Raw genomic sequence first — 17,708 nt, 5'->3', positions numbered from 1 at the left:
GTTCGAAACCCGGCGTTCGCGAAACCGGCAGGCACAAGGCCTCCACGCACCGCCCGCCATAGCCGGCCGACGGATTGCCAGCCGGCACCACACAGGGTGATGCCGGCTGGCAAGCGTTTACTTCTACGAACTAGCGGGGTTTCGAATCCCGGCCACCGATGCACGGTGGCATCGAAAGGAATACGCCCGGTCGTACGCGATGCCAAGGCAGTAGGGCCGATGCCGTCACTGCATTCAACATTTTCAGAATCGTTGCAAATTTCGCCGTGTGGCTAAGGCCTTGGTATGCAAGGCTATCGGCAGTATTGGTGGCTCAAGCGTATTTGCAGTTGCAGAGATGCCTGGGGCGCCAGGGGCAGGGCAGATGCGACATCCCCATGCCCCGCCAGCAGACGTCAGTGTCCCTTCATCGCGACCTTGGTCTGTTCAAGCCAGACGGAAGTTTGGTTGGGCGCGTGGCGCGACCAGTGCTTGCCATCGTCCCGGATGCTGGCGAGCAAGCGGCAGACCTGTTCGCAGTCGGCGGGCTGTGCCATCAGCCTTCCGGCATCGATGCGTTAGGCCTGCAATCTGCAACGGCCCGCCAAGTAGAATTCAAGCCATCCGTCTTGAGTGGGTGTGTGCTGCAAATGATCTATTCTGAAAGAATCATGAGCTTGGCCGTTGCCGAAAATGGAGGAGGTTGATGGCAAGGAAATCCAGGAGAAAAACCCTGGCTTTGCGAGTCGATGCCAAGTCGGACCTCGCCCGCAAGAGGCGTGCTATCCGGGAGAAGTATTCTGCGAGCGTCGCATTGAGCAGGCGCCAAAAGATGGCCCAAGTGCTGAAGGCCGTCTTCTACATTCTGGGTGGGCCTCTGGTATGGATTCTGAAGTCAGGAAAAAACAGGTGATCTTGAAGAAGGTCGTTGTTCGCTCCCAAGAGGTGAAGTCATGAGGGGGCTGTCAGCTACGTCTTGTCTTCTGTTACGTCCACGGTTCTCATGTGTTTGGCTGTCCCGGAATTCATATGGGACATGTATCAGCTCGATACTGGCGATGTCTTTCCGTGGCTGTACTTGGCGTGGCTCATTTGCCTAGGGCTGCTGTTGAGGCCTCATCACGGAAAGACCGTATGGGGTTGTACGAAGAAGGGGCTTTTGGTTGGCGCCGTGGCCGGGATTCTGGCCCAATTGGCGGTGTTGCTCGTTGAGCATGAAAGGTTTGCCACTCTCAATGCATCTTTGATATGGCAGACGCTGCTTTCGATGTGTCTTATGAGCATCCTTTTTGCCACTCCCGTGTGGGGGGGCATCGCAAGTGGACTGTCGTTCTGGATTGTGAGCCGGAGATCGAGTGCAAATTCAGCTTGACCGTTCATGGTGTGGGCCCGGTACCAGGAAATCTGGCGGGATAGCTGGTCGATAGCGTTGATGAATTTGCCAAGATCCGGTCTTCCAGCGCGCGGTGATCGACCGAGCTCGGAGCATGGAAAGCGCCAAGAACCAAGGCTCGGCGACGTCCCCGGCAAACGATGCCAATCAAGGAAAGGATCCATCCTGATGCACCTGGTGACCTTCACCTGCCCACTCTGTGGCGCGCACCGGCAACGCTTCCCCATGCGTACGGCCTGGAAGAGTCGGGCGCAGGTCTCCTGCCGGGACTGTGGCATCGTCGTGTGTTCGAACCCTCCACGGGGCACGCACCTGCTGTACGTGCTGTACGCCGAGGTCATCACCCTGCTGGCGTCATTGGCGCTGGTCGTGGCGTATGTCCTCAACGCATGGGCATGGCTGGGCGCAATCTGGCTGGTGGCAATGGTGCTGTGTTGGTTTCCCGGAGCGATCAGGCACGCACGAAGCCCGATCGTCCGTGTCGTGCGGGATCCCAACTACAGCTACGCGCGCAGGCCGAACGCGTGAGTGGCCGGCACACTGCCATGTATCCGGGATCTTCATGAGACGCAGACTTTTCATGATGTTTGGCACAGCGTCAGCCCTGGCGGCCTGCAACGGTGGTGATCGACTGGGCGAGCTGCAAACCAAGCCCATTTCCGCACTCATGAGCAGGGCTTATTACGGGGGAATGTGCGAGGGCTCGGCCACCGCCGACGAGCAGATCGCAGATATTCGCGTCATGAAAATCCATACCAGTGCCGGTGATTGCCGGGTGCTCTATCTGGATGGCGTGGACCGGGCCGGCGAGCTTCTGATCTACGCGGAAAAGCCTAGTGACCGTCTGGCGTGCGACGGGTTGCTGCAACGGCTGAAGGCAGAGGATGCCAGCGCGGCGGTCATTGCCAAGGCCGGCGAGCGCTGCACCTGATCGAAAGCGCTTGCCTTGGTAGAGGCCAGCCTTGGTTGGCCCCTTGGAGCCGCCCACCAAGGTGGGCGTCTACCAGAGCCGGCCGTGACCTCCAGCCGATTGTCGCCATCGCCCCAACCGCGTAAGTTGCGGGCAACCCTTTGCTGGAGTGTCCCATGAAGCCCATCGCGCTGGCCGTTGCCCTGGCCCTGAGTGCCGCCCCGTTGCTGTCCGCACCGTCGGCCCTGGCCGCACCCGCCGCCAAGGCGGCTACCCCGGCCAGCCCGGCCTGGGTGGCGCGCAGCAACGCGCTGGCGCAGATCCTGCTGGACGCGCAGGGGCCGTTCCAGCCCGAGGAAACCGGCTTCTTCGGCGTGCCCGGCTATGACGACAAGGTGGCCGACCTGGGCCCGGACAATGGCCAGCGCTACCGCGCCGCCATGGCGAAGGCCCGCGACGAACTGAAGGCCAAGCTGGCCAGCGAGAAGGACCCCAACGTCCGCCAGGACCTGGAGATCATGATCGCCGCGGCCAACCAGAACATCGAAGGCAGCGAACTGAACGACAAGTACCTGCTGCCCTGGCGCGATGCGCCGCAGACGGTGTTCAGTGGCCTGAACCTGCTGCTGTCCGACCAGGTGCCGGCCGAGCGCCGCGGCAAGGCGCTGGATCGCCTGAAGGCCTATGCCGGCCTGCAGCCGGGCAGCACCGCCTTCACCACCCTGGCCCGCCAGCGCTACGAAGAGCGGCTGAAGGACAGCAGCCTGCTGCAGCCAACCACGATTGAAGTGCAGCAGTCGCTGGACAACGTGCAGACCTACATCACCGGCATCGAGTCGCTGCTGAAGAAGTACCAGATTGCCGGTGCCGATGAAGCCATGCAGGCGCTGGCCGGGCAGATGAAGGACTACGCCGAATGGACCCGCAAGGAAGTGCTGCCCAAGGCCCGCACCGACGCGCGCCTGCCGGCGCCGCTGTATGCCTACCAGCTCAAGCAGGTGGGCATTGATATCGACCCGAAGCTGCTGATGCAGCGCGCCCAGTTGGAATTCATGGAAACCCGCTCGGCGATGCAGCAGCTCGCGCCGCTGGTGGCCAAGGAAAAGGGCCTGAAGGTGGCCGACCCGAGCGACCCGGTGGCGGTCATCCGCGCACTGAAGGCCAACAAGATTGCCAATGACCAGTTGGAAGGCCACTACCGCAAGGTGATCGACGCCATCGATCCGCTCATCCGCGAGCACGCCATTGTCGATGTGCCCAAGCGCGCCATGCAGATGCGCCTGGGCTCGGCGGCGGAAAGCGCGGCCAGCCCGGCCCCGCACTTCCTGCCGGCGCCGCTGGTGAACAACACCGGGCAGCAGGGCACCTTCGTGCTGCCGCTGGGCAACCCGGCCGCGGGTGAAGGCGCGCAGTACGATGATTTCAACTTCGGCTCGGCCGCATGGACCCTGAGCGCGCATGAAGGCCGCCCCGGCCACGAGCTGCAGTTCACCGCAATGGTCGAGCGCGGCGTGTCGCTGGCACGCACCATGTTCGCGTTCAATTCGGTGAACGTGGAAGGCTGGGCGCTGTATGCCGAGGCCGAGATGGTGCCGTACGAGCCGCTGGACGGGCAGATGATCGCCCTGCAGTTCCGCCTGCTGCGCGCGGCGCGCGCGATGCTCGACCCGATGCTCAACCTGGGCCTGACCGACCGTGCCACCGGTGAGCGCGTGCTGATCGATCAGGTGGGCCTGTCCAAGGCCATGGCCACGCAGGAGCTGGACCGTTACATGGTGCGCATGCCCGGCCAGGCCGGCAGCTACTTCTACGGTTACACCCGCATCCTGGAACTGCGCATGCAGACCGAACTGGCACTGGGCGCGAAGTTCGACCGCCTGGCGTTCAACAACTTCTTGCTCGACCAAGGCCTGCTGCCGCCGGACCAGCTGGCCGAAGCCGTGCAGCAGCAGTTCGTGCCGAAGTACAAGCGCTGAACCTCGGGGTCGGATCCCTTTCCGCAAGGAAAGGGCTCTGACCCCAGGGGTTACCGTTCCCTCAGCGCTGCGGTTCCGGCGTAATGGTCTGCGTCGGCAGGCGTGCCGGCGGTTCGGGGTTGGGCACCCAGATCGCCACGCCGGCCGCGCGCTTCTGCGTGGTGGGAATGCCGATGCCCACGCCGCCGCCCACGTGCGAGCCGTAGCTGCCGGCGCCCACCGACATGCCCACCGGCGAACCGCTGCTGCCCACGCCCATCAGGATCACGCCGTTGGCGCCCAGCGCGGCGGCTTCGCGCTTCAGCCGCGCCACTGCCGCATCGGTCTGGCCTTGGGTCCCGAAGCCCACCGCCGAAGACGATTCCAGCTGGGCGATTTCCAGCGAACCGGCCGGCGGGGTGGAATAGATCTGCACCAAAGCCGGGTCGATCGGCGCCCGCGCCCGGCCCAGCATGACTTTGGAGGTGCTGGCGCACCCGGCAGCGGCCAGCAGCATGGCCGCCAATGCGACCCAACGGATGTTCATGGCGTATACCCCTGTGGATTGCCTCGGATCATCGGACCGGCACTCTGAATAAGCGCCAACACCGGCATGCTGGCCCTGGTCGCATGCTGGCACGGCGGCGGTGATGCTGTCGCCAACACCGGTAGGCGGCCGCCCCGGGAACGGCTATGGTGGCGGCAACCAAGCACGGAGCGTGGCATGGGCGTTATCAGTCTGTTGTGGGGTGTGGTGGCGCTGCTGTGGATGATCCTGGCGCTGATCCCCCTTCTGGGGTGGGGCAACTGGTTCCTCATTCCCTTTGCGGCCGTCGGCGCGATCATCGCCGCCATCGGCATCCTGTTCACCCACCCCAGCAAGCGCGGCCGCGCCTGGGCCGGCCTGGTGCTGAACGGCATCGTGGTGGTGGTGGGCATCTTCCGCCTGGGCCTGGGCGGCGGGGTGATCTGAACACCCCCGGCGGGTGCGACCGGGCGTCGCAGGTGCGCGGTCGCGGCGCGGGCAGGGGCGTAGAATGGGCGGCTGCGCGAGCCCCCCGCGTGCCTGCAGGACCGCGTCCGCCGCGGTAGCCCCGATGATCATTCGCCCCCGGCCGCACGGCTGGCAATTGTTGTACATCCTGCGCGGTTCCATCGTTCCGGCGGTGGCGCCGAAGGTGCTGGCCATCCTGGTGCTGGCCATCGCCGTTGCCGCGGTGGTGGAGCTGGCGCAGCCGCCCGGCATCGAGCGTGTCTCGGCCGCACCGTTCACCCTGCTGGGCCTGGTGCTGTCGATCTTCCTCAGCTTCCGCAACAGCGCCTGCTACGACCGCTGGTGGGAAGGCCGCAAGCTGTGGGGCCAACTGGTCTACGAATCGCGCTCGCTGGCGCGCCAGCTGCACCTGCTGCTGGCCGACGATGCGCCGCGCCGGCAGCGCGTCAGCTACCTCACCATTGCCTTCGCCGCCGCCCTGGCCGCGCGCCTGCGCCGCCGTGAGGTGGCCCTGGCGGCCGTGCCGTGGCTGGACGATGACCAGCGCGCGCAGCTGGCCCAGCGCGAGAACGTGCCCGATGCACTGCTGGCGATGATCGCCGCCGAACTGGCCCAGGCCCTGCGCGCCGGCACCCTCGATTCGATCCTGTACACGCAGCTGGAAGAACGCCTGCACGCCATGTCGTCCATCCAGGCCGGCTGCGAGCGCATTCTCACCACGCCGCTGCCGTTCGCCTACACCCTGCTGCTGCACCGCTGCGCCTGGATGTTCTGCGTGCTGCTGCCGTTCGGCCTGGCCAGCTCGCTGGGCTGGGCCACCCCGGTGCTGTCGGCGGTGCTGGCCTATGCGTTCTTCGGCCTGGACCAGTTGGGCGAAGAGATGGAAGACCCGTTCGGCCTGGAGCCGAACGATCTGCCGCTGGACGCCCTGGTGCGCACCATCGAAATCGACCAGCTGGATGCGCTGGGCGAGCGCCCCCTGCCCGAACCCCTGCTGCCGCAGGGCTACCTGTTGCAATAGCCACTCCTCGGAGCCTGCCATGCCTCACCCCCATTACCGCCCGCGGCGCATGCGCCATGACGAATTCTCGCGCCGCCTGATGCGCGAGAACACGCTGACCACCGACGACCTGATCTACCCAGTGTTCGTGCACGAACCGGCCGGTCGCGTGGCCGTGCCGTCGATGCCGGGCGTGGAGCGGCTGTCGATCGAAGAGCTGCTGAAGGTGGCCGAAGAAGCGCTGGAGCTGGGCATTCCGGTCATCGACCTGTTCCCGGTCATCGATGCCTCGCAGAAGACGCTGGACGCTTCGGCGGCGTGGGCCGAGGACGGCCTGGCACAGCGGGCGATCCGCGCGCTGAAGACCCGCTTCCCGGAACTGGGGGTGATGACCGACGTGGCGCTGGACCCGTACACCACCCACGGCCAGGACGGGATCATCGACGACAAGGGCTACGTGCTGAACGACATCACCGTGGAAGCGCTGGTGAAGCAGTCGCTGTCGCACGCCGAGGCCGGCGCCGACATCATCTCGCCGTCGGACATGATGGACGGCCGCATCGGCGCCATCCGCCGTGCGCTGGATGCCGACCACCACGTCAACGTGCGCATCATGGCCTACTCGGCCAAGTACGCTTCGGCCTTCTACGGCCCGTTCCGTGATGCGGTGGGCAGCGCCGGCAACCTTGGCAAGGCCGACAAGAAGACCTACCAGATGGACCCGGCCAACGGTGACGAGGCGCTGCGCGAGATCGCGCTGGATCTGGAAGAAGGCGCCGACATGGTGATGGTCAAGCCGGGCATGCCCTACCTGGACCTGGTGCGCCGGGTGAAGGAGAAGTTCGGCGTGCCGACCTTTGCTTATCAGGTCAGCGGCGAGTACGCGATGATGAAGGCCGCCTTCGCCAATGGCTGGCTGGACGAACGTGCCTGCGTGCTGGAATCGCTGCTGGGCTTCAAGCGTGCCGGCGCCGATGGCGTGCTGACCTATTTCGCCCCGCAGGTAGCGCGCTGGCTGCGCGAGCGCTGACAATAGCGCCCACGAACGCGTTCACGAACTAGGGAGACACAGGCGATGGCACCGGAACTGGGATGGATGCAGTGGTTGATCTGGATCGTGGGCACCACGATCTTCGGCGCCATCATCGTGTTCGTGTTCCTGGCCGCCCGCCGTGCCGCCCGGCGCGCGCCGGAACAGCCGTCCGCCGCGCGCCATGTGGCCCGCAGCCAGGCCCTGCCGGATGCGGTGGAAGCCGAACTGGCCGCGTTGAACCAGCGCAAGGACAGCGGCCAGATCAGCGAAGCCGAGTACGAACAGCAGCGGGCCAAGGTGTTGGCGCGCTGAGCGGCATGACCCGGGGTCGGATCCCTTTCCGCAGGAAAGGGCTCTGACCCCTTCGCGGGCGCCTCATCCACGCATGGCGTGGATCTACTGCACGGTTCATCCACGCATGGCGTGGATCTACTTTTCGCACCCGGCCACGGCCGCGATCTTCGGCACCGCCAACCGGTACACATCCACGCCACCGGCACGCGGCGCGCGTGCGGCGCTGCTGGCCACCAGCATTTCGCCGGGCTTGGCGTTGTCGATCACCGGTGCCGCGGTCCAGCCGCCGCTCTGGTTGAACGACAGCCCCAAGGGCTGCAGCGCCGCCCCGGTCCACGCGCAGCCGCTGGTCATCACCTGCGCCGCCGTGGCGCCCACCCGGCTGAACACCACCGCGCCGTCCTGGCCCAGCCAGTCACCGTCGGTCTCGTCGCCCGCGCTGTTCAGCGCATCCAGAGCCACCGCCGCGCCACGCGCGCCCTGTGCATCCAGCGGTGCCACGAATAGATCCCAGCCCGTCCCCCGGCCCTGGTGGCGCGCGAACAGCAGCCGGCGGCCATCGGCGCTCAGCGCCGGGCCACGCTCGGCGCGGGTCTTTTCGGTGCCGGCCAGCGCCTGCGCAGGGCCCAGGCTGCCATCGGCCGCCAGCGGCGCGCGGTACAGCGCCAGCGCGTCCTCGCGGCCGGCGGCAAACAGCAGCCAGCGCCCATCGCGGCTGAAGTACGGATCGACCACCTCGCCGGGCACCGCCACCGGCAGGGCCTGCGCCTGCTGCCAGCGCCCGTCCACCACCCGTGCCTGCCACAGCCCCCAGCCCGCTTCGCCGCGGCGGGCGAAGACGATGCGCTGGCCATCGGCACTGATCGTCGCGCGCCCTTCATCGGCCCGGGTCGATACCACCCCCATGCCTTCAATGCCGTACTCGTTCAACGCCATCGCCACGGGGGCAGAGAGTAGACTGGCGGCGAGCACCAGCAGGGTCGGGGTGATGCGCATCATCCAGGTCCGTGCACGAAAGAGCATCAGTCTAGCCAGCTTGAGGATTCCATGACCGACCGTTACGCCGTCTTCGGACACCCCGTCGCCCACTCGAAGTCGCCGCAGATCCACGCGACGTTCGGTCGCCAGGAAGGCATCAGCGTGGACTACCGCGCCATCGACCTGGCCCCGGATGCTTTCCTGGCCGGGCTGGAAGCCTTCGCTGCCGAAGGCGGCGTGGGTGCCAATGTCACCTCGCCGCACAAGGAAGCCGCGTTTTCCGTGTGCACCACCCTGACCGCACGTGCGCGCCGCGCCGGCTCGGTCAACACGCTGCTGCGCAAGGGCGACCGCTGGCACGGCGACACCACCGATGGCATCGGCCTGGTGCGTGACCTGACCGACCGCCACAGCCTGGACCTGCGCGGCCGCCGCGTGCTGCTGATCGGCGCCGGTGGTTCGGCGCGCAGCGTGGCACCGGCACTGCTGGATGCCGGTATCACCGAACTGGTGGTGGTGAACCGCACGCCGGAACGTGCCGACGAACTGATCGATGCGATGGGTGAACCCGGCCGCGCCATCAGCCGCTACTGGGAAGACCTGCGCGAGCTGGGCGATTTCGAACTGATCCTCAACGCCACCTCGGCCGGCCGCGACCGCGATGTCGAGTTCAAGCTGCCGCTGTCGCTGGTCAACTCGATGACCACCGCGGTGGACCTGAACTACGGCGAGGCCGCCATCGCCTTCCTGGCCTGGGCGCGTTCGGCCAACTGCCGCAACACCGTCGATGGCCTGGGCATGCTGGTTGAGCAGGCGGCCGAAAGCTTCCTGCAGTGGCATGGCGTGCGCCCGCAGACCGACGAGGTCTACCAGCAGCTGCGCGCCGGTGCCGGCACTTTCGCCGGGCAGGACTGAACCATGGATGCATCGGCCATGCTGTTGAGCGTGCTCAGCCTGCTGGGCGTGCGCCTGCCGGTGCTGATCGCACTGTGCGTGGGCCTGGTGTGGGTGCTGGGCGCGCCGCGTGATGCGGCCCGCAGCGGCGCGCTGGCCGGCCTGCTGCTGTTGCTGGCCGCCAACCTGGGCAGCCTGGGTGCCAGTGTGGTGCCGCTGTGGCTGGTCAGCAGCGGCGATTTCAGCGCCGTTTCGGCGATGAGCGCAGTGCTGGGCGGGGTCCACTTCGTGCTGGCCCTGCTGGATGCCTTCGGCATCGTGCTGCTGGTCTGGGCCCTGGTGCGGTTGCTGCGCGCCCGCCCGGCGGCGTCAGCGCCGTAACGCGGGGCCACGCCTGCTGTTGGTAGTGGCCGACCTTGGTCGGCGCTGTTGGGGTGTGCCAACCAAGGTTGGCACCTACCAGAGCTGTGCCAACCAAGGTTGGCACCTACCAGGCGGTGGGCGGGTGGCGCCATCTGCCTTGGCCGCGGCGCTGCGCCCGGCCCATGGCCGCCAACGGCCGACGCCGCTGACCCTGTTCAGCGCCGCCGCGCCGGTCCCGTCGGCCGGCCATGCGACAATGACCGGCCTGATCCAGCCACGGTAACTTCCGGCGTGACCGAAACTGTCGCCGCGCCCCGCAAGCTCGATGACGCCTTGAAGGATGCGATCCGCAAGGCCTATACGACGCTGCAGGCCAACACCCCCGGCTTCTCCACCCGCCGCTCGCAGAGCCAGATGATCGGCGTGGTGTCGCGCGCGCTGTCCACCAGTGGCGGCGTGGGCGTGGTCGAAGCGCCTACCGGCGTCGGCAAGAGTCTGGGCTACCTGACCGCAGGCGTGCCGATCGCGCTGGCCAGCAAGAAAAAGCTGGTCATCAGCACCGGTACCGTGGCCCTGCAGTCGCAGCTGGTCGAGCGCGACATTCCCAATTTCCTCAAGGCCACCGGCCTGGAAGCGACCGTGGCGCTGGCCAAGGGCCGCACCCGCTACCTGTGCACGCGCAACGCCGCCGAAGCGCAGGGCGAGGGCGCCCAGGGCGGCATGTTCGAAGACGAGGCGCCGCTGTACGACCGGCCGCTGGCGCCCATCGAAATGGATATCGCCAAGCGCCTGTCCGATGCCTTCACCAGTGGCAGCTGGGACGGCGACATCGACAACGCGCCGGAAACCATCAGCCCTGGCCTGCGTAGCCGCATCACCACCCCGGCCTCGGCCTGTGCCGGTCGTCGCTGCGCGTATTCGGCGCAGTGCGCCGTGCTGCGCTCACGCAACACCGTGCGCGATGCGCAGATCGTGGTGACCAACCACGCGCTGCTGCTGTCGGCCCTGTCCATTGGTGACAGCGACAACGGCCAGCCGATGATCGCCGCGCCGTCGGACATGCTGCTGGTGCTGGACGAAGGCCACCACATCGGCAACGTGGCCATCGACCAGGGCGCGGCCAGCCTGGCCCTGGACGACATGGCCAAGCGCGTCGGTCGCCTGCAGATCCTGATTGCCGGTGCGTACCGCGCGGTCGACAAGGACCGTCTGGGCAACCTGCTGCCGAACGAGGCCATCGACGTGGCCAGCAATGTGGCCAAGCAGCTGCGCGCCTTCCGTGACCACGTGGAAGCGGTGTGGATGCCGGCGCCGGCCGACGAAGAGCCGATGTGGCGCGCGGCCAACGGGCGCCTGCCCGAGGCCTGGCGCGAACCCATCGAAGCGCTGGCCGACGACACCCGCAGCCTCTACAACTGGGCCCACGCCGCCACCGCACAGGTGGCCAAGGGCAAGCCGGACGACGCTGCACGCGAGCGCCTGCAGCGCAACCTGGGCATGGCCCTGGAAATGATCGAGCAGCAGTACAACCTGTGGCAGGCCTGGCGCCGCGAGGACAAGGACGGCGCGCCGCCCACCGCGCGCTGGGTCACCGCCACCCGCGATGGCGACCTGGTGCTGCACGGCTCACCGGTGTCGGCCGCGCACGTGCTGCGCAAGCTGCTGTGGGATGAAGTGGATTCGGTGGTGATGACCTCGGCCACCCTGACCGGCGGCGGTGATTTCCAGTCGCTGGCCATCGACAACGGCATTCCGCCGGAAGCGGAAATGGTGTCGCTGGCCTCGCCGTTCGACCTGCCCAACCAGGCCGAACTGATCGTGCCGAAGTTCCCGGTCACCCCCGACGACCGCGACGGCCATCCGCGCGAAGTGGCGCGCTACCTCGACCAGGAACTGGACTGGGCCAAGGGCTCGATGGTGCTGTTCACTTCGCGCTGGAAGATGGAAAAGGTGGCCGGCCTGATGTCGGCCGCGCGCCGCAAGCAGGTGCTGGTGCAGGGCGAAATGTCCAAGACCCGGCTGATTGACGAACACCTGCGCCGCGTGGCCGCCGGCGAAGGCTCGGTGTTGTTCGGTCTGAACTCGTTCGGCGAAGGCCTGGACCTGCCCGGCGAAGCCTGCACCACGGTGGTCATCACTCAGGTGCCGTTCGCCGTGCCCACCGACCCGCAGACCGCCACCCTGAGCGAATGGGTGGAAGCGCGCGGTATGAACGCCTTCAACCTGATCGCCATCCCGCACGCGCTGCGCACGCTCACCCAGTTTGCCGGCCGCCTGATCCGCACCTCCACCGACACCGGCCGGGTGATCATTCTCGACTCGCGCCTGCTGACCCGCCGCTACGGCAAGCGCATCATCGACGCACTGCCGCCGTTCAAGCGCGTGATCGGCTGAGGCACGTCGGCGGGCGATCTGGGGACAGAGCCCTTTCTGCGAAAGGGATCCGACCCCTGCCGCGATCCGGGGTCAGATCCCTTCCGCAGGAAGGGCTCTGACCCCAGCAAGCACGCCCCGCTCAACCGCCTTCCGGGTTCCGGCACACGGTTCCATACGCTTCCAGATAGGGCTTGCCGAAGCAGCGCCGCAAGCCGTCAAGCACATCGAGGTTCGGCGGCCAGGCGACATCGACCTTCTGTCCACCGGCGGTGGTGAAATGGAAACGACCGTCCTTGATGTTCTGCGCCATTTCCGGCGGCGACGGCAGTGCGACCAACCGCGCACGCGCGTCTTCCAGGCCGCGACGGTCCTGGCGCAGGAAAGCGACCATCCCATCCACGTAGGCATTCCAGTAGCCGGGGTCACCCTGGCCAGCAGGCTTGCGGCTGCGCTCCATCAGCGCAATCGCCTGTTCGGTCTGCCCCAGCTCCGCACGCATCTGACCTTCGTGCCAGGTAATGATGGTTCTGCCTGCGGCCTTGGGCTGCGCCGCATACGCCGCCAGCAGGTCGGCGGCCTCGCGCTGGCAGCCGCGGTCGGCCAGCGGGCGCCAGCCACCTTCCAGATCCTGGTCGAACGCATCCGGCTCCATCGCCAGCATGGCATCGCGGTCGTAGTTGCAATCCGCCGCCTTCGGCGGTTCCGGTGCCGCGCCCAGCGCAGCGGCAAGGGCAATGGAAAGCAACGTCATCACAACCTCCGTGTTGGTGTTGCGTCCTACCTTACCGGGGTCAGAGCCCTTTCTGCGAAAGGGATCCGACCCCCTGCCGCGATCCGGGGTCAGATCCCTTCCGCAGGAAGGGCTCTGACCCCAGGGCCTCTCAATCGCCCAGCAGGGCGGTGTTGCGCACGGCGCCCTTGTCGGCGCTGGTGGCCAGCAGGGCGTAGGCCTTCAAGGCGCTGGTGACCTTGCGCGGGCGTGCTTCGCGCGGCTTCCAGCCACGCGCATCGGCGTCGCTGCGGCGCTGGGCCAGGGTGGCCTCGTCCAGGAGCAGGTCGATGCGGCGGGCCGGAATGTCGATGCGGATGCGGTCGCCATCTTCCACCAGACCAATCGTGCCGCCGCTGGCTGCTTCCGGTGAAACGTGGCCAATCGACAGACCCGAGGTGCCGCCGGAGAAACGGCCATCGGTCAGCAGCGCGCACTGTTTGCCCAGCCCCTTCGATTTCAGGTAGCTGGTCGGGTACAGCATTTCCTGCATGCCGGGGCCGCCCTTCGGGCCTTCGTAGCGGATCACCACCACGTCGCCCGGCTTCACTTCATCGGCCAGGATGCCAGCCACGGCCGCGTCCTGGCTCTCGAACACGCGCGCCGTACCTTCGAACACGTGGATCGACTCATCCACGCCGGCGGTCTTCACCACGCAGCCATCAACAGCCAGATTGCCGCGCAGCACGGCCAGGCCGCCTTCGGCCGAGTAGGCGTGCTCGACGCTGCGGATGCAGCCTTCGGCGCGGTCCACATCCAGCGTGGGCCAGCGCGTGGCCTGGCTGAAAGCCACCTGGGTGGGAATGCCGGCCGGGCCGGCGCGGAAGAAGTCGTGCACGCTCGATTCGCCGCTGACCGCCACGTCCCAGCGCGCGATGGCGTCGGCCAGGGTGCGGCTGTGCACGGTCGGCACGGTGGTATCGAGCAGGCCGCCACGCGCCAGTTCGCCCAGGATGCCGTACACGCCGCCGGCGCGGTGTACGTCTTCCATGTGGTACTTGGGCGTGTTCGGCGCCACCTTGCACAGCTGCGGCACGCGCCGCGACAGCGCATCGATGTGGGTCAGGTCGAAGTCCACTTCGGCTTCCTGCGCGGCCGCCAGCAGGTGCAGGATGGTGTTGGTGGAACCGCCCATGGCGATATCGAGGGTCATTGCATTGGCGAATGCGGCCTGGGTGGCGATGCCGCGCGGCAGCGCGCTTGCTTCCTCGCCGCCGTACCAGCGGTGGCACAGTTCGACGATCAGGCGGCCGGCGCGCAGAAACAGCTGCTCGCGGTCGGCGTGGGTGGCCAGGGTGGAGCCGTTGCCGGGCAGCGACAGGCCCAGCGCTTCGGTCAGGCAGTTCATCGAATTGGCGGTGAACATGCCCGAACAGGAACCGCAGGTGGGGCAGGCGCTGCGCTCGAACTCGGCGACCTTTTCATCGCTGGCGCTTTCGTCGGCGGCAATCACCATCGCATCGACCAGGTCCAGCTTGTGCTCGGACAGCCTGGTCTTGCCGGCTTCCATCGGCCCGCCGGACACGAACACCACCGGGATGTTGAGGCGCAACGCGGCCATCAGCATGCCGGGGGTGATCTTGTCGCAGTTGGAAATGCACACCAGCGCATCGGCGCAGTGCGCGTTGACCATGTATTCGACCGAGTCGGCGATGATCTCGCGGCTGGGCAGCGAATACAGCATGCCGTCGTGGCCCATGGCGATGCCGTCGTCGACCGCGATCGTGTTGAATTCCTTGGCGACGCCGCCGACCTTTTCGATCTCGCGCGCGACCAGCTGGCCGAGGTCCTTCAGGTGCACGTGGCCGGGCACGAACTGGGTGAAGGAGTTGGCGATGGCGATGATCGGCTTGTGGAAGTCGCCGTCCTTCATGCCGGTGGCGCGCCACAGGGCGCGGGCGCCGGCCATGTTGCGACCGGCGGTGGAGGTGCGGGAGCGGTATTCAGGCATGGCTGGCGGAACGGGCGGGCCGTACAACGTGGGGGGTGCCCGATCATGGCGGAGTTTTTCGGTTGCTGCTGCAACCACCTTCGCCGCCTGCAGCGGCTTGGTGGTCCGCGCATTTCTCCTTATCCCCGCGCCTTCGGCGCGCCCCCTTGAACAACAAGGGGGCTCCTCGCCTGAGACGTGGGAGCGCTCGCCGGGCAGGGTCGGGCGCTGCGGCATGTGTGCCAACCAAGGTTGGCACCTACTGGAAAGGTGTGCCGGCCCGGCGAAAATGAAAACCCGTTCATCTTTCCTACTTTGCCGATTCCGGTTGTTGGTGTGAATTTGGCATCATTGGGGCATTGATCCGATTCCGAGGCATGACGCCATGAAGCGTTCCCGCACCACCGCGCTGCTGTTGATGAGCGCTGCACCCCTGCTGTTCACCGCCTGCCAGAAGGATGAACAGGTGCAGGTGCAGGAAGGCCTGTACACCTCGGTGGAGGCCTGCACCGAGGCCACCGGCGACCCGTCGTCGTGCCGCAACGCCTTTGCCGAAGCGCAGCAGAAGGCGGCCGATGCGGCGCCCAAGTACGCCAGCAAGGAAGCCTGCGAGCAGGACTACAAGCCGGAACAGTGCGTGCAGCAGCACACCTCGGCCGGTACGTCGTTCATCGGCCCGATGATGATGGGCTTCTTCATGTCGCAGATGCTGAGCAACCGCGGCGGCCTGGCCCCGCAGGCGCCGGCGTCGGCACCGGCCTACCAGGACAAGAACGCCGGCTGGGCGCGCCCGGCACCGGGCGGCACCGGTGGCATGAACACCGCCAGCGGCATCGGCGCCGGCAAGGCCGGCCTGGCCCCGGTGACCAGCGAACCGAACCGCGCCGTGACCGCCAGCCGCAGTGGCTTTGGCAGCACCAGCGCGCGCCGCAGCGGTAGCAGCTTCGGCGGCTGATCGATCCATGCAGCGTATCCAGATTGCCGAGCGCGCCCATTGGCGGGCGCGCGCGGAGGAAGCCGGTTTCCGCTTCCACACCATCGACGGCCAGCCGTACTGGGACGAGCGCGCGTACTACGCCTTCACCCTGCGCCAGATCGAACAGGACATCGAAGACCCCAGCGCCGAGCTGCACCAGATGGCGCTGGACCTCGTGGGCGATGTGATCGCCAGCGAGCGCCTGATGGACCAGTTGGCCATTCCGGCGCACTACCGCGACTGGATTGCCGAGAGCTGGCGCCAGCGCCAGCCGCACCTGTACGGGCGCCTGGACCTGGCCTACGACGGCACCGGCCCGGCCAAGCTGTACGAACTGAACTACGACACGCCCACCTCGCTGTTCGAGGCCAGCTTCTTCCAGTGGCAGTGGCTGGAAGACCAGCGCAATGCCGGCCGCCTGCCGCAGCACGCCGACCAGTTCAATGGCATGCACGAGGCACTGGTCGAGCGTTTCGGCGCACTGGCCGGGCAGTTGCCGCCGCCGTTGTTCTTCAGCGCGGTGGGCAGTTCCGAAGAAGACCGCGGCACGGTCGATTACCTGCGCGATTGCGCGTCGCAGGCCGGCCTGCATGGCCAGGCCATCGCCATTGAAGATATCGGCCTGTCCGAGGACGGTCGCTTCACCGCGCTGGATGACACGGTGATCGGCACGCTGTTCAAGCTGTACCCGCTGGAAGACCTGATGGCCGAGGAATTCGGCCGCGCGCTGCCCGGTTCGGGCATCCAGCTGCTGGAACCGGCGTGGAAGGCGGTGCTGAGCAACAAGGGCATCCTGCCGCTGCTGTGGCAGCGCAACGTGGGCCACCCGAACCTGCTGGAGGCGCATTTCGACGATGGCAGTGCGCTGGCCTCGGGCTGGGTGCGCAAGCCGCTGTTCTCGCGCGAAGGTGCCAACATCGAGATGCACCTGGCCGATGGCAGCACCCAGCGCAGCGACGGACCGTACGAAGGGCCGGCGATCATCCAGCGTGCGCACCCGCTTACCCGTTTCGACGGCGGTTACCCGCTGATCGGCAGCTGGGTGATCGGTGACCACGCCTGCGGCATCGGCATCCGCGAGGATGACAGCGCCATTACCCGCGACAGTGCGCGCTTCGTGCCGCATGCGATCGTGGACGAGGCGCCGACGCGGATCTACGTCTGATGGCGGCGCGGCGCAACCGCGATCTGCGGCCGGCGCCGCTGCCCGGTCGCCACCTGGACGATGGCCACGGTCTGTGGCGGTATGCAGACCGCGTGGCCGTGCGCTGCCATCGTTGCGATACCCCGGGCTGGGTGGTGGGGCGGTCTGCAGCAGCGCGTTTCCGCTGCCTGGGCTGCAGCCTGGCGCTGGACGGTGGCAGCGGCAATGCCGGTGCCTGCACCTGTGGTCGCTGCAGCGCGGGCGATTGGGTTGGGCCGGTGCGCTACAGCGGGCATCGCGCCTGCGGCCACTGTGGGCACAAGTGGGTGAGCGCCGCGTTGTATCGCGCGCGCGCTGCAGCGCCGGTGCGCACCTTGATGGGGGAGTGCGGCCAGTGTGGGCGCAGCAGTGAAGTGACGGTGAGCGTGTCGCGGGTGCGTGCGCACGAGGCCATCGACCCGCATCTGGGGCTGCCGCTGCGGTTGGTGGAAAAGACGGCCGCCGGGGTGCTGTGGGCGTACAACGAAGCCCACCTGCAGGCCTTGCATGCATTTGCTGTGGCACCGCTGCGCGAGCGCGCGGGCGTGGCCAATGCCTCGATGTTTTCACGCCTTCCGCAGTGGATGAAGCTGGCCCGTAACCGCGTGCTGCTGCAGCGCGCGGTGGAGCGGTTGCAACGGCGATTGCTGCTGGGGTGATGCCAAGCTTGGTCGGCGCTGT

The 17,708-nt window shown here is 67.1% G+C and carries 18 protein-coding genes; 13 read left to right on the top strand and 5 right to left on the bottom strand.

Annotated elements, in window-relative coordinates; genetic code table 11:
- Positions 1 to 395: 395 nt before the first annotated feature.
- The gene (locus C1932_RS19890; RefSeq protein ID WP_159094568.1) at positions 396 to 536 is read right to left on the bottom strand and encodes a hypothetical protein; all 141 of its coding nucleotides are present in this window, start codon (positions 534 to 536) and stop codon (positions 396 to 398) included.
- Positions 537 to 1,540: 1,004 nt separating this feature from the next.
- On the opposite strand from C1932_RS19890, the gene C1932_RS18825 reads away from it, so the two are divergent.
- From C1932_RS18825 to C1932_RS18815, 3 genes are all read left to right on the top strand, one after another.
- Complete coding sequence (locus C1932_RS18825) at positions 1,541 to 1,900, top strand: hypothetical protein (protein WP_234412215.1); 360 nt, start codon at positions 1,541 to 1,543, stop codon at positions 1,898 to 1,900.
- Positions 1,901 to 1,952: 52 nt separating this feature from the next.
- Complete coding sequence (locus C1932_RS18820; RefSeq protein ID WP_108763190.1) at positions 1,953 to 2,303, top strand: hypothetical protein; 351 nt, start codon at positions 1,953 to 1,955, stop codon at positions 2,301 to 2,303.
- Between the two features lie 155 nt (positions 2,304 to 2,458).
- Positions 2,459 to 4,258 carry a DUF885 domain-containing protein gene (locus tag C1932_RS18815; RefSeq protein WP_108763189.1) on the top strand — a complete coding sequence of 600 codons (1,800 nt, stop codon included), beginning with the start codon at positions 2,459 to 2,461 and terminating at the stop codon, positions 4,256 to 4,258.
- A 61-nt stretch (positions 4,259 to 4,319) separates the two neighbouring features.
- Here the strand turns inward: C1932_RS18815 and C1932_RS18810 are convergent, their stop codons facing one another.
- Positions 4,320 to 4,784, bottom strand: a complete 465-nt coding sequence (locus C1932_RS18810; protein ID WP_108754523.1) for a hypothetical protein — start codon at positions 4,782 to 4,784, stop codon at positions 4,320 to 4,322.
- A gap of 177 nt (positions 4,785 to 4,961) precedes the next feature.
- Between C1932_RS18810 and C1932_RS18805 the strand changes: the two genes are divergently transcribed.
- From C1932_RS18805 to C1932_RS18790, 4 genes are all read left to right on the top strand, one after another.
- A complete protein-coding gene (locus C1932_RS18805; protein ID WP_108754522.1) occupies positions 4,962 to 5,210 on the top strand; it encodes a hypothetical protein in 249 nt (82 codons plus the stop codon).
- Between the two features lie 124 nt (positions 5,211 to 5,334).
- Complete coding sequence (locus C1932_RS18800) at positions 5,335 to 6,252, top strand: bestrophin family ion channel (RefSeq protein WP_108763188.1); 918 nt, start codon at positions 5,335 to 5,337, stop codon at positions 6,250 to 6,252.
- Between the two features lie 19 nt (positions 6,253 to 6,271).
- Positions 6,272 to 7,261: a porphobilinogen synthase gene (gene hemB / locus C1932_RS18795; protein WP_108751261.1), complete on the top strand. Its 990-nt coding sequence runs from the start codon at positions 6,272 to 6,274 to the stop codon at positions 7,259 to 7,261.
- A 45-nt stretch (positions 7,262 to 7,306) separates the two neighbouring features.
- A complete protein-coding gene (locus tag C1932_RS18790; RefSeq protein ID WP_108751260.1) occupies positions 7,307 to 7,576 on the top strand; it encodes an SHOCT domain-containing protein in 270 nt (89 codons plus the stop codon).
- 117 nt (positions 7,577 to 7,693) lie between these two features.
- Here the strand turns inward: C1932_RS18790 and C1932_RS18785 are convergent, their stop codons facing one another.
- Positions 7,694 to 8,557 (bottom strand): PD40 domain-containing protein, encoded by an 864-nt coding sequence (locus tag C1932_RS18785; RefSeq protein WP_108763187.1) that lies wholly within the window; start codon positions 8,555 to 8,557, stop codon positions 7,694 to 7,696.
- A gap of 48 nt (positions 8,558 to 8,605) precedes the next feature.
- Between C1932_RS18785 and aroE the strand changes: the two genes are divergently transcribed.
- The 3 genes from aroE (at position 8,606) to dinG (ending at position 12,187) form a co-directional block, all read left to right on the top strand.
- Positions 8,606 to 9,451: a shikimate dehydrogenase gene (aroE, locus tag C1932_RS18780; RefSeq protein WP_108751258.1), complete on the top strand. Its 846-nt coding sequence runs from the start codon at positions 8,606 to 8,608 to the stop codon at positions 9,449 to 9,451.
- A gap of 3 nt (positions 9,452 to 9,454) precedes the next feature.
- Positions 9,455 to 9,811 carry a hypothetical protein gene (locus C1932_RS18775; RefSeq protein WP_108763186.1) on the top strand — a complete coding sequence of 119 codons (357 nt, stop codon included), beginning with the start codon at positions 9,455 to 9,457 and terminating at the stop codon, positions 9,809 to 9,811.
- 273 nt (positions 9,812 to 10,084) lie between these two features.
- Positions 10,085 to 12,187 (top strand): ATP-dependent DNA helicase DinG, encoded by a 2,103-nt coding sequence (gene dinG, locus C1932_RS18770; protein WP_108763185.1) that lies wholly within the window; start codon positions 10,085 to 10,087, stop codon positions 12,185 to 12,187.
- 121 nt (positions 12,188 to 12,308) lie between these two features.
- Here dinG and C1932_RS18765 read toward each other — a convergent pair whose 3' ends face one another.
- On the bottom strand, positions 12,309 to 12,920 hold the full coding sequence (locus tag C1932_RS18765; protein WP_108763184.1) for a hypothetical protein: 612 nt from the start codon (positions 12,918 to 12,920) through the stop codon (positions 12,309 to 12,311).
- 130 nt (positions 12,921 to 13,050) lie between these two features.
- The gene (gene ilvD, locus C1932_RS18760) at positions 13,051 to 14,889 is read right to left on the bottom strand and encodes a dihydroxy-acid dehydratase (protein WP_108763183.1); all 1,839 of its coding nucleotides are present in this window, start codon (positions 14,887 to 14,889) and stop codon (positions 13,051 to 13,053) included.
- Positions 14,890 to 15,253: 364 nt separating this feature from the next.
- Between ilvD and C1932_RS18750 the strand changes: the two genes are divergently transcribed.
- From C1932_RS18750 to C1932_RS18740, 3 genes are read left to right on the top strand one after another with little or no spacing between them, the layout of a single operon-like run.
- Positions 15,254 to 15,823: a DUF1190 domain-containing protein gene (locus tag C1932_RS18750; RefSeq protein WP_108751249.1), complete on the top strand. Its 570-nt coding sequence runs from the start codon at positions 15,254 to 15,256 to the stop codon at positions 15,821 to 15,823.
- Positions 15,824 to 15,830: 7 nt separating this feature from the next.
- A complete protein-coding gene (locus tag C1932_RS18745; RefSeq protein WP_108757477.1) occupies positions 15,831 to 17,009 on the top strand; it encodes a glutathionylspermidine synthase family protein in 1,179 nt (392 codons plus the stop codon).
- Positions 17,009 to 17,686, top strand: coding sequence for a hypothetical protein (locus C1932_RS18740; RefSeq protein ID WP_108763181.1), 678 nt, complete (start codon positions 17,009 to 17,011; stop codon positions 17,684 to 17,686). Before C1932_RS18745 ends, C1932_RS18740 begins: the two co-directional genes overlap by 1 nt.
- Positions 17,687 to 17,708: the final 22 nt, after the last annotated feature.

Source organism: Stenotrophomonas sp. YAU14D1_LEIMI4_1 (assembly GCF_003086815.1).
Lineage (GTDB): Bacteria > Pseudomonadota > Gammaproteobacteria > Xanthomonadales > Xanthomonadaceae > Stenotrophomonas.
Note: the sequence above shows the minus strand (reverse complement) of the source record. Positions and strands in the feature narration are given on the sequence as shown.